Genomic DNA, 12856 nt, shown 5'->3' on the forward strand with positions numbered 1-12856 from the left:
ATAATAATTGGGTAGGATCTTCTGATCCTAAGGTTACTTGTAAAAAAGATGTCGATATTATTAATATATTAGAAGAAACAGATGTAGATGTGGTAGCTTTGCGGGCTCCCGTAAAAGTTTTCAAATATTCTATTAATAAGGATGATCACGCTTATTTTAACGATTTTTTGAAAGTTTACAAAATTTCTCAAAAGATCAATACTTATGTTGTACCGGTATTTGTCCGCTGTGCCGTAAAATCATTCCTCCATTTATTACAGCTGTATTAAAATTTATTTCGAAGCATCACTTATCAAAAATTTTTCGACTTAATTTTTAAAACTTTAAACATTTTAAAGAATGTATAAACATGTAATAATTTGTATTCTTACAATATTATTAGCTACTTCATGTAGTGAGAATAAAAAAAATAATAAACAAGAGGATAAAGAAGTTCCTGTATTAGAAATCCAACAAAAGGATACATTGGTGAGCAATCAGTTTGTAACTGATATCCAGGCAAAAAAAAATGTAGAGATTCGTTCTAGAATTGTTGGGATTATCCAGCATATTTATGTGAATGAAGGACAGTTTGTGAAACGTGGGCAGACATTATTTAAAATAAATGATGCAGAGCTTCAGATGGAACTTTTGAAAACCAATGCAGCATTACAACAGACGGAAGCAGATCTTCGTATCGCAGAAGTAGAACTTAAGCAGATTCAGAGTCTCTATGATAAAAAATTCGTAGCAGGTAACGAGTTGGAAATGGTAAAAGCGAAATTATCCTCAGCGAGAGCAAAAAAGGCCTTTGCTGATGCAGAGCGTAGAACAGTTTTACAGAAAATCAGTTTTACCAATATTACAGCTCCTTTTGACGGAGTTATAGATGTAATTCCCTATAAAGACGGAAGTTTAGTAGAGAATGGTTCACTTCTTACCACTTTGTCACAGCTTAATGAAGTCTATGCCTACTTCTCCATTCCGGAAAACTTATACTTTGAATTGATAGCCAAAGATAAATTGGGTAATCATCAGAAAATAGAACTTACATTACCTAATGGAGTTAATTATCAATATAATGGAACATTGAGAACTGCCGAAGGAGAAATCGACAGGGAAACAGGTTCCATCAGATATAAAGTATTATTCCCGAATCCGGATCATCTTATTAAGCATGGAACTTCGGGGAAACTTACCATTTCAGAAAACCAGTCCAATGCTATTTTAATTCCTCAGAAATCTACTTTTTCCATTCAGGATAAAACTTATGTTTTTGTAGCGGATAAGCAGAATAAAGTAAAGATGACGAACATTCAGATAGGGGCAACTTTACGGGATTCTTACTTGGTGGAAAACGGTCTGAAAAAGGGTGATTTAATTATTTATGAAGGAACACAGTCTTTGAAAGATGGTGAAACCATTAAAATCAAAAAGAAGTATTAACCTTTTGTAATTTTAAATCCAACTAACATGGTAGAAATGTTTATAAGACGAAAGGTTCTTTCGTTGGTTATTTCCATAATATTTGTATTACTGGGAATTATGGCATTATTGAAATTGCCGATCACCCAGTTTCCTGATATCGTACCTCCTTCTGTGACCGTTACGGCAAAATATACAGGAGCGAATGCCGAAGTATCGGCCAATGCAGTGGCTTTACCTCTGGAACGTGCAATCAACGGAGTTCCGGGAATGACTTATATGTCCACCGTAACTTCCAATGACGGATTAACTTTAATTCAGGTGTTTTTTGAAGTAGGAACAGATCCCGATGTAGCTGCAGTAAATGTACAGAACAGGGTAACCACCATCCTGGATGAATTACCGGAAGAAGTGATCAGGGCAGGAGTAACCACTGAAAAAGAAGTGAACAGTATGCTGATGTATCTGAATATCACCAGTACGGATGAGAGTCAGGATGAACAGTTTATTTACAACTTTACGGATATCAATATTCTTCAGGAGCTGAAACGTATTGACGGAGTAGGGCGTGCAGAGATTATGGGACAGAAAGAATACTCCATGAGAGTGTGGCTAGATCCGCAGAAAATGGCTGGCTACAATATATCAGCTGATGAAGTGATTACTTCCCTTCAAAAGCAGAATATTTCCGCTGCTCCCGGAAAAGTAGGAGAAACATCTGGGAAAACCTCCAGCCAATTACAATATGTTATTAAATACAGAGGGAAATTTTTTGAACCTAAAGAATATGAAGAAGTTCCTATCCGTGCAGATGTCAACGGAACTATCTTAAAACTGAAAGATATTGCCACTGTGGAATTCGGAGCCATGAACTATGGGATGGTTTCAAAAACAGATGGCAGGCCTTCAGCGTCCATTATGATGAAGCAGCGTCCGGGTTCCAATGCATCAGAAGTAATTGAAAATGTAAAAGCTAAGATGGAGGAGCTTAAGGGAACCTCATTTCCTCCGGGAATGGAATACAATATGGCTTACGATGTCTCCAGATTTCTGGATGCCTCCATCAGTGCTGTATTGGTTACTTTAATAGAGGCCTTTATTCTTGTAGGAATTGTAGTATTCATATTCTTACAGGACTGGCGTTCTACCTTGATTCCTGTGCTGGCTGTACCGGTAGCGCTGATCGGGACTTTTGCCTTCATGCAGATGTTGGATTTCTCTATTAATCTATTAACGCTGTTTGCTCTGGTTCTAGCCATTGGAATTGTGGTGGATAATGCCATTGTCGTTGTGGAAGCCGTCCATGTAAAAATGGAGGAAGGGCTTTCTCCGCTGGATGCTACTATTAGCGCTACAAAAGAGATTGCAGGTGCAGTGGTTGCTATCACCATTGTCATGTCGGCTGTATTTATTCCCGTAGCTTTTCTCGATGGTCCTGTGGGAGTTTTTTACCGGCAGTTTTCATTGACACTGGCAATAAGTATTGTGATTTCAGGGGTTAATGCTTTAACATTGACACCGGCCCTGTGTGCAATTATTTTAAAACCACATAACCATCATAGGAAGAAAAACATATTTGATAAATTCTTTGACCAGTTTAATAGGGGCTTTGATAAAATAACCAAAGGCTATGTCAATATTCTTTCAAAATTTGCGACGAAAACTACGGTTACTTTTGGACTTCTGTTTCTGTTTATATTTTTAACAGGGGTTACCGCTAAATTTTTACCTAGCGGGTTTATTCCGATGGAAGATCAGGGAATGCTTTATGTAAGTGTTACTACGCCTCAGGGAGCTACAGTGGAAAGAACTGAAAAGGTCCTGGATGAAGTTACGGAGATTTCTAAAAAGATCGAAGGGGTAGAAAACGTAACTACATTGGCAGGATACAGTATTGTTACAGAGATTGCAGGTTCGTCCTATGGAATGGCGATGATCAATATGAAAGACTGGAAAGATCGGAATATTTCTGTTAACGATTTGATTGCTGAACTCTCAGAAAAAACAAAAGGTATTGCAGATGCAGATATCGAAATTTTTGCTCCGCCCACCGTTCCCGGATTCGGAAATACCAGTGGTTTTGAATTGCGTTTGTTAGATCGTACCGGAGGAAGCATTGAAAATACGGATAAAATAACTAAAGACTTCGTTAAAAAACTGAATGAGGCTCCCGAGCTCCAAAACAGTTTTACAAGTTTTGATGCCACTTTCCCGCAATATATGATCAATATTGATTATGACATGGCAGCAAAAAAAGGAATATCGGTTGATAATGCCATGTCAACTTTACAGACCATGCTCGGATCTTATTATGCAACCAATTTTATCCGCTTTAGCCAGATGTATAAAGTAATGGTACAGGCAAGTCCTGAACATAGGGATACACCGGAAAGTATTCTCAATCTTTATCTGAAAAATGAGAATGGAGAGATGATTCCTTTTTCCACTTTTATAACCATTGAAAAAGTGTATGGCCCTGAAGTGCTTACCCGCTACAATATGTATATGTCTGCTATGATCAATGGAGAACCTGCTAATGGCTATAGCTCGGGAGATGCAATTGCAGCCGTGGAAAGAGTGGCTAAAGAAAGCCTTCCGAGAGGTTTTGATATCGAGTGGTCAGGGATGACGAGAGAAGAAATTCTTTCAGGAAATCAGACCATCTATATTTTTATGATCTGTTTACTCTTTGTTTACTTGTTACTGGCGGCACAGTATGAGAGTTTCTTATTACCGATGCCTGTACTTTTAAGCTTACCTACAGGGATTTTCGGATCTTATATTGCCTTGGTATTAGTAGGTCTGGATAATAATATTTATGCTCAGGTAGCACTCGTCATGTTGATCGGGTTATTAGCTAAAAATGCCATTTTGATTGTAGAGTTTGCAGTGGCAAGAAATAAAGAAGGATATGATATTGTACCTGCGGCTATAGAAGGAGCCAAACAGCGTTTAAGACCTATTTTGATGACCTCATTTGCTTTTGTAGCGGGATTGATTCCACTTTGTATTGCTTCAGGTGCGGGAGCTATAGGTAACCGTTCCATTGGTACGGCAGCAGCCGGAGGAATGCTGATAGGAACTGTTTTCGGACTTGTTATTATTCCGGGGTTATACATATTTTTTGCAAAATTAGAAAATAAGAAAAAAGATGAAAAAGTACAATCATAAAATTATTTTATACAGCTTTGCAATTTTAGGATTGGCTTCATGCGCTACTCCTAATGTTGCAGGACTTAAGAAGGCAAACCCATTACCTGCTGAAGTCGTAAATAATAGTTCAGTTCGGGGTGGGGGTTTTGAGCAGATTAATCTAAAAGAATATTTTGTAGACCCTCATTTGCTGGCGTTATTTGATCAGGTTGTAAAAGCAAACCCTGATTTTCAGATAGCCCAGCAGCGTGTGGAAATTGCCAATAGCTTTCTTCAAAGATCCAGAATGGATTTATTGCCTACTTTGGAAGTCGGAGTGAGAGCCTCAGGGGATCATTATGGAAAGTATACCATGGATGGAGTAGGAAATTATGATACCAATCTTTCCTCAAATATTACCGAAGAACAGAAGATCAACCGTGATTTTACTCCTAATTATTGGCTAGGAGGAAGGAGCAGTTGGGAAATTGATACCTGGGGAAAACTTAAAAATAAGAAAATAGCCGCCCAGAAGAAGTATCTTGCTTCTACAGAAGGATTACGATTATTACAGGTAGAGCTGTTTACTGACATAGCTAATCTTTATTATCAGCTGGTAGCATTGGATAGTAAACTTGCTATTTATCAGAAAAACTATAATCTCCAGCAGAGGGCTTTTGAAATTATTCTTGCCCAGCGTGAAGTCGGTAAAGCGACCGAATTGGCTGTACAACAGTTTAAAGCACAGAATAACAACTGGCTGGCGGAAATTGAACATATTAAGGTAGGTATTGTTACTGTAGAGCAGGCTATCACTTCTTTGACAGGAAGATATGGAGGAGAAGTAAAAAGAGGAGAAGTTTTAATGCCAACGAATGTTGAAGTGCTGAATAAACCGATTAATATAGAATCGGTGATTCATTCACGCCCGGATGTGGCTTCCAATTATTATGTTTTAGAAGCTTCCCAGGCTGATGCCAAAGCGGCAAAAGCAGCATTTTATCCCCGGATAGATATTGGTGCAAGTATAGGATTGAATTCTTTTTCTGCTGAAACATTCTTTAAACCCAGTTCATTGGCAGCTCAGTTATTGGGAGGTTTGATGGTCCCTGTTTTTAATAAAGGCCAGCTTAAATATGAATTCAATGTAGCCAGTAAAGAGCAGGAAATTGCTTTCCTGAGTTATCAGAAAAGTGTGACGAATGCCTTTAATGAATTGCAGGCTATTCTAAAGCAGACCCGTATTTATGAACGTGTTTTGAAGTTGAAATCAGAAGAAGTAGGATTTCTCAACAAAGGAGTGGAAGTTTCGAATGATCTCTATCTTACGGGTTATGCTAACTATTTTGAATTAATTAATTCCCAGAAAAGCAAATTGCAGGCTGAGCTGGATCTTTTGGAATTCGAGCATCAGAATACCCGGAATAATGTCCTTCTTTTTAAAGCATTAGGGGGAAAGTTAGATTAATATGAAATGCTCTGCTTCTGTAAAAGTAGCGGGGCATTTTTTATTTAGCTGGATTTATTCCAGATAAGAATTTTATAAAACTGTACATGATAATCATTCGTTTTATTTCCAAAAACAATGAAAAGCCGTATTTTTGCAGGAGAATGTTAAAATGGTTGTCTATATTTTGTGCTATTACTTACAGTGTTGCTACCACTAATCTGGCGGAAGTATGTAAACTGCCTGTATTTGTTGAACATTTTATTGATTACAATGGGGGTTTTGTAGATTTTTTAATAGAACATTATGATAATCACAAAGAGGACGGAGACTGGGATACAGACCAGAAGCTGCCGTTTATTAATCCTCCGATAGTGTTAATGATTCATGCACAGCTGCCTGAAGCCATTTTTCACATAGAAAAAATAAAAGAGATTTATATTTCTCAAAAAAATATTTTTTATCACGAAAAGGACTTTTCCAGTTTTTTTCTTTCTGAAATTTTTCAGCCCCCCCGTTTTTGTTAATTGATTCAGATTTAAAATTCTTACTGTAAAGTTTTATTTACAGTAGTCGTTCGTGTTATAATCAATTAATAAAATTCATGTTAAATAAAATTATTGAGTTTTCAGTAAGGAATAAACTCATAATAGCCCTTTTTACATTGGGTCTTATAGTATATGGTGTCTATGAAACAACAAAATTACCTATAGATGCTCAGCCTGATATTACTAATAATCAGGTACAGGTAATTACAGTTGCGCCATCTTATGGTGCGGCTGATATAGAACGTTTGGTTACTTTTCCCATAGAACAGGCAACAAGCAATATCAGCGGGATTACGGAACTCCGTAGTTTTTCTCGTTTCGGGCTTTCTCTTGTGACGGTGGTTTTTGATGATGATACCGATGTATATTGGGCCCGTCAGCAGGTACAGGAGCGTTTACAACAAGTGCAGGAAAATATTCCTGAAGGTATTGGAAAGCCAGAGCTTGGGCCTATCTCTACAGGATTAGGAGAAATCTTTCAATATGTGGTAAGAGCAAAGAAAGGTTATGAAAATGTATATGATGAAACTGAGCTCAGAACCATTCAGGATTGGGTTATTCGCAGGCAGCTTTTAGGAACAAAAGGAGTTGCAGATGTGAGCAGTTTCGGTGGGAAGCTAAAACAGTATGAAATAGCTATTAATCCTAATAAACTACAAGCCTTTAATATTAATATCAATAATGTATTTGATGCCCTTGAAAAAAATAATCAGAATACAGGGGGAGCTTATATTGAAAAAAAAGAAACCGTATTATTTATCCGGAGTGAAGGATTGTTAGGAAGTGCTGAGGACATCGGAAATATTCAGGTGGCAGATACCCAGAACGGAATTCCGGTATTAATTAAAGATGTAGCAGAAGTTAAAATAGGATATGCTACCCGATATGGGGCTATGACCTATAATGACACAGGAGAAGTTTCCGGAGCTATTGTTCTTATGTTAAAAGGAGAAAATGCCAATGAGGTAATAACTAATATCAAGCAGCGGTTAGAAAAAATTCAGGAATCCTTACCTGAAGGTGTAGTGGTAGAACCCTTCCTGGATCGTGCTAAAATGGTGAACAACACCATCAGTACGGTAAAAACCAATCTTATGGAAGGAGCTTTGATCGTGGTGTTTATTCTTGTTCTTTTCCTGGGGAATTTCCGTGCAGGATTATTGGTTGCTTCCGTAATTCCTTTATCCATGCTTTTTGCAATAATTATGATGAATATCTTCGGGGTGGGAGGAAATCTGATGAGCCTCGGAGCCCTGGATTTCGGACTTATTGTGGATGGAGCCGTTATTATTGTTGAGGCCGTATTACACCAGATTGCTCATAAGAAGAACTTTGGAAAAGATAATATGCTGACCAAAAAAGAAATGGATGAACAGGTTTCAGGGTCAGCAACAAAAATGGTTAATAGTGCAGTCTTCGGACAGATCATCATTCTCATCGTTTACCTTCCGATATTTACCCTTCAGGGTATTGAAGGTAAAATGTTTAAACCAATGTCTCAAACTGTAGCTTTTGCTTTGATAGGAGCATTTATACTTTCCCTTACGTATATCCCGATGATGAGCTCATTGGTATTAAGCCGAAAAAAGAAAGAGAAGCCTAATCTGTCAGACAGGGTAATGAGTAGAGTAGAGTATAAACATCATAATTTACTCATCAAAGCACTTAAATATAGAAAAACCATTCTCGTAATAGTTACCATGCTTTTTGCAGGGGCTGTTTTCACACTTTCCAGAATGGGTGGAGAATTTATTCCTTCACTGGAAGAAGGAGATTTTGCAGTAGAAATGCGTATACTTCAGGGAAGTAATATCAGTGAGACCAAAAAAGTGACTACACAGGCAGCCGGTATTTTGTTAAAACAATTCCCGGAAGTAGAAAAAGTGGTTACCAAAATAGGAAGTGCGGAAATCCCTACGGAGCCGATGCCTATGGATGCCGGTGATATGATTATTGTTCTTAAACCTAAGAAAGAATGGACTTCAGCTACATCATTTCCGGAGCTGTCTGAGAAAATGAGCAAAGCCCTTAAAGTAATTCCCGGGCTTACTACAGGATTTCAGTTTCCGGTACAGATGCGTTTCAATGAACTGATGACAGGGGCACGACAGGATGTGGTGTGTAAAATCTATGGAGAAGATCTTGATAGCCTGGCTTTATATGCTAAACAGCTGGGAGAGGTAGTGAATACTGTAAATGGAGCTCAGGATCTATATGTGGAGCCAGTGGCAGGTGAGCCTCAGGTGGTTATCGAATATAACCGTGCTGAACTTTCCCGATATAATATTTCGGTAATGGAAATCAACAGGATCATCAATATGGCCTTTGCCGGACAGACAGCAGGTGCTTTGTATGAAGGAGAACGAAAATTTGATGTTGTAGTCCGTATGGATAATGAATATAAAAAGGATATTACAAGCATACGGAATTTACTGGTTCCTACTCCTGGTGGCGAACAGATCCCTTTAAATCAATTAGCCAAAGTAGAATTAAAAAATAGTCCTAACCAGATACAGAGAGAAGATACACAGAGGAGAATTGTGGTAGGGTTCAATGTTCGTGGACGTGACGTACAGAGTATTGTAGAAGAACTTCAGCAGAAAGTGGATCAAAAGCTGAAACTGTCTCAGGGGTATACGATTTCCTACGGAGGAGCTTTTGAAAATTTAAATCAGGCAAAAGCAAGACTGGGAATTGCAGTTCCCGTATCGTTGGTAATGATATTTTTACTCTTATTCTTTGCGTTTGGTTCTGTTAAGCACAGTTTACTGATTTATACGGCAATTCCTTTATCTGCTGTGGGGGGTGTTTATTTAATGGCATTAAGAGGAATGCCTTTTAGTATCAGCGCAGGAGTCGGTTTTATAGCTTTATTTGGAGTCGCGGTTTTGAATGGGATCGTACTGATTTCTGAATTTAACAGGCTTAAAAAATATGGACTTACCAATACCAGCAGAATCGTTCTTATTGGTACCCGTACAAGGCTCAGACCTGTATTAATGACAGCTTTTGTAGCATCTTTAGGGTTTTTACCGATGGCTTTGAGTAACGGAGCCGGGGCAGAAGTACAGAGGCCTTTGGCAACAGTGGTAATTGGTGGATTGATGCTGGCTACTTTACTCACCTTATTTGTCCTTCCTATTCTGTATGTACTAGTTGAAAATATAAATAAAAATAAAATGAAGTTCCCTAAAAAGAGAAATTATAAAAAACTAACCATATTAGTCTTTCTGATTTCATTCGGAAGTTTCCATGCACAGGAAAATATTACTTTCCAGCAGGCATTGGATATTGCTTTTCAGAATAATGGAAACCTTAGAAATACTCAGTTAATTTCTGAATATCAGGAAAAATTAAAATCAAGTTATCTTGATATTCCTCAAACGGAAATTACGGGTGGATTCGGACAGATACAGGGAGAAGAAACGGATAACTCCATTTCGATAACCCAACGTATCAGCTTTCCTACAGTATATTCCAGAAGAAAACAGATGCTGAATGCAGAGTGGAATGCAAGTATTATCAATCAACAATTAACAAAAGCTCAGCTTACCAAAGAGGTATCCGATGTCTTTTACAGGATTCTTGTTCTTCAGGAAAAGAAAAAAGTATTAGAATATATCAGTACACTTTATAGTGGATTTGCAGATAAGGCAAGCCTGAGACTGAGAAAAGGAGAAGCTAATATTTTAGAAGAATCTACTGCGGAAATTCAAAGAGAACAGATTAGAATTCAATTAAGTGTTTTGGAGAATGACCTTAATCTTTCAAAACTTCAGCTTCAGGTATTGCTTCAATCTGAGAGACCTTATCAGCCTGTATCAGATAAACCGGTTTTGGATGCCCGTCTTCAGGTTTCTGAAGATGTAATTCAACAGCATCCCGAATTGCAGTTTCTGAATCAGCAGATTAAAGTAAATGAAGCAGAAGTGCAGCTTGAAAAGAGTAGGCTTCTGCCGGATCTTCTGGTGGGTTATACCAATCAGAGTATGAAGAATATTAATAACAGCCGTTTTAATTCCGTTCAGTTAGGGGTAGGAATTCCTTTATTTACACAGGGGCAGAGAGCATTGGCAAAGGCTGCTAAAGCAAAAGTGGCTATTGCTGAAAATCAATATCAGAGAAAAACAATTGAATTGAAAAACAGGCTTGCACAACAGATTAATAATTATACCAATCAGCTTACGATTGTGGAGAACTATGAAAAGAAGCAGTTGCCAAAATCGGAAACCATTCTACAGACTGCAAAGAAGCAAATGGATGTAGGTGAAATTGACTATCTGGACTGGGTATTATTGACGAATCAAGCGGTGAAAATTAAAGTTGATTATATTGACGGTCTGGAAAAGCTTAATCAAATTGCTTCAGAACTTAATTTCTTAATTTCAAAATAGTATCTCATGTATTTTAAACAATCAATATATATTCTTGGCTTTTTTATTTTACTGGCTTCCTGCTCCGGTAAAAAGGAGGAACCTGCTGTTTATGAAAACAAAAAGCTCGCAACTGAGCAACATAACAGCATTCATTTAACGGCAGACCAGATTTCTGCTATTCATCTTTCTACTACGACTATTCAGAACAAAACCATGGAAAAATTGGTGAGACTGAATGGGAAAGTAGAAATAGCACCATCTGCTATCAATTCTCTTTCCAGTATAATGGGAGGGCATATTAAATCTATTAATATAATAAATGGCAGTCATGTCAACAAAGGGCAAGTCTTGGCAGTAGTAGAAGATCCGCAGTTTATACAGTTGCAGCAGGATTATTTGGTGACGAAGGCTCAGCTGGAAGCAGCCCGGCTTAATTTTAACAGACAAAAAGATCTTAACACCAGTAAAGCGGCTAGTGATAAAACATTTCAGACTGCACAAGCGGAATACGCTACACTTACCGCTACTTTAAAAGGACTGGAAGAAAAATTAAGGATAGTTGGAATTAATGCTAAGGGGCTTACTTCCGGAAATATCCGAAGCAGAATTAATATTTATGCTCCTTTCAATGGTTTTGTAAGTAAGATTCTGGTAAATAACGGACAATATATCAATCCATCAGACACTTTGTTCGAACTTATTAATCCTTCAGGTTTACTGCTGGAGCTTAAGGTCTTTGAAAATGATGTGAATGATGTGAAAGTAGGACAGGATATTTTAGTGTATAACAATCAAAATCCTGATAAGAAGACTGCAGCAAGAATTGTAAGCATAGTTCCTAATATTGAAAATGGTGGAGCGGCTATGGCAGTTGCAAAGATGTCAGCATTTAATTCGGAATTTGTAAGAGGAATGTATATCAATGCCGAGGTTAATATCAACAGCCGGTATACATTAGGTCTACCTAATGAATCGATAGTTTCCTATAACAATAAAAGCTATGTTTTTGAAGATATGGGAAAAGATACATATACGATGATCCCTGTAACGGTAGGTATTTCTGATGATCAGTTTACGGAAATTGAGAAAGCTGAATCTCTTAAAAGCAAAAAAATTGTACAGCAAGGGGCTTACAGTCTTTTAATGGCCCTTAAAAATAAAGCGGAGTAAGGTAAATTTTACAATTAAAGCCCCTGAAAAGGGGCTTTAATTTATATATGAAGTTATCAATCTTGTTATTTCACGATTTCAATATCGATCGCCGAAAATCCTTTTGGGGACTTTTCTTTTTCAAAAGAAACTTTATTTCCTTTTTTCACTGGTTCTTTACAGTTATTAGTGTGGAAAAATACATTTTCTTTTGTTTGATCTTCTGTAATGAATCCATATCCTTTTTCACTGAAAAAAGTAATGATTCCAGTTTTACGAACATCTTCCACAGGGATAGGAGCGGCACCCAATTGAATATCATCAAGATTTACTTCCTGTCTGCTTTCAGGCGGAGTAGAGGTAAGTCTTCCAAATTCATCTACATAGACCAGCATGTCATCTAATCCTTTGCCTTTGTTGTTGTTGGTTTTTCGTTCTTCGCGCTTTAGTGCTTTTTCTTTTTGTTTTTGAATTTTTTTCTTGAAATTTTCTTTTTTAGAGAAAGAATCTGCCATAAATTATTTTTATTATTTAGTTATCGGTATGAAAGCTTCAGATATCTCATTATATGTTCCGGTATAAGGGATCTTTACAGCACAATTTTGCTTGATACAAATATTTATCCTGAAAATTCTTTTTAATAATTGAATAGAGGAAACATAGTTTCTACATTCAATTATTTTTCGGTAGTTTGGGAATTCAGGATGCTGGTACAATAATTCTAATTAGGGCAGCTGAAAAAGCAAAAAACTGAAAGAAAAATGAGTAATCTAAATTGGTGATTAAAACAGAAAGTCACC

At 37.3% G+C, this 12856-nt stretch carries 8 protein-coding genes; 7 read left to right on the plus strand and 1 reads right to left on the minus strand.

Annotated features, from left to right (window positions below; genetic code table 11):
- The 7 genes from Q0A18_RS12210 to Q0A18_RS12240 form a co-directional block, all read left to right on the plus strand.
- Nucleotides 1-269 (plus strand): hypothetical protein (locus tag Q0A18_RS12210; protein ID WP_292010427.1); only part of this gene is annotated, 269 nt, incomplete at its 5' end.
- A 70-nt stretch (nt 270-339) separates the two neighbouring features.
- A complete protein-coding gene (locus tag Q0A18_RS12215; protein ID WP_292010428.1) occupies nt 340-1425 on the plus strand; it encodes an efflux RND transporter periplasmic adaptor subunit in 1086 nt (361 codons plus the stop codon).
- Nucleotides 1426-1452: 27 nt separating this feature from the next.
- Nucleotides 1453-4575 carry an efflux RND transporter permease subunit gene (locus tag Q0A18_RS12220; protein WP_292010429.1) on the plus strand — a complete coding sequence of 1041 codons (3123 nt, stop codon included), beginning with the start codon at nt 1453-1455 and terminating at the stop codon, nt 4573-4575.
- Nucleotides 4556-6004, plus strand: a complete 1449-nt coding sequence (locus Q0A18_RS12225; protein WP_292010430.1) for a TolC family protein — start codon at nt 4556-4558, stop codon at nt 6002-6004. Before Q0A18_RS12220 ends, Q0A18_RS12225 begins: the two co-directional genes overlap by 20 nt.
- Nucleotides 6005-6159: 155 nt before the next feature.
- A complete protein-coding gene (locus Q0A18_RS12230) occupies nt 6160-6510 on the plus strand; it encodes a hypothetical protein (RefSeq protein ID WP_292010431.1) in 351 nt (116 codons plus the stop codon).
- A gap of 77 nt (nt 6511-6587) precedes the next feature.
- Nucleotides 6588-10925 (plus strand): CusA/CzcA family heavy metal efflux RND transporter, encoded by a 4338-nt coding sequence (locus Q0A18_RS12235; RefSeq protein ID WP_292010432.1) that lies wholly within the window; start codon nt 6588-6590, stop codon nt 10923-10925.
- A 6-nt stretch (nt 10926-10931) separates the two neighbouring features.
- Nucleotides 10932-12077: an efflux RND transporter periplasmic adaptor subunit gene (locus Q0A18_RS12240; protein ID WP_292010433.1), complete on the plus strand. Its 1146-nt coding sequence runs from the start codon at nt 10932-10934 to the stop codon at nt 12075-12077.
- Between the two features lie 65 nt (nt 12078-12142).
- On the opposite strand, the gene Q0A18_RS12245 is transcribed toward Q0A18_RS12240, so the two are convergent.
- Nucleotides 12143-12571 carry a cold shock domain-containing protein gene (locus Q0A18_RS12245; protein ID WP_292010434.1) on the minus strand — a complete coding sequence of 143 codons (429 nt, stop codon included), beginning with the start codon at nt 12569-12571 and terminating at the stop codon, nt 12143-12145.
- Nucleotides 12572-12856: the final 285 nt, after the last annotated feature.

This window comes from Chryseobacterium sp., from assembly GCF_022712095.1.
Taxonomy (GTDB): domain Bacteria; phylum Bacteroidota; class Bacteroidia; order Flavobacteriales; family Weeksellaceae; genus Chryseobacterium.

Coding starts and splice junctions, on each gene's coding strand:
- Q0A18_RS12240 (WP_292010433.1), top strand. CDS start 10,932: ATGTATTTTAAACAATCAATATATATTCTTGGCTTTTTTATTTTACTG.
- Q0A18_RS12235 (WP_292010432.1), top strand. CDS start 6,588: ATGTTAAATAAAATTATTGAGTTTTCAGTAAGGAATAAACTCATAATA.
- Q0A18_RS12215 (WP_292010428.1), top strand. CDS start 340: ATGTATAAACATGTAATAATTTGTATTCTTACAATATTATTAGCTACT.
- Q0A18_RS12245 (WP_292010434.1), bottom strand. CDS start 12,571: ATGGCAGATTCTTTCTCTAAAAAAGAAAATTTCAAGAAAAAAATTCAA.
- Q0A18_RS12225 (WP_292010430.1), top strand. CDS start 4,556: ATGAAAAAGTACAATCATAAAATTATTTTATACAGCTTTGCAATTTTA.
- Q0A18_RS12220 (WP_292010429.1), top strand. CDS start 1,453: ATGGTAGAAATGTTTATAAGACGAAAGGTTCTTTCGTTGGTTATTTCC.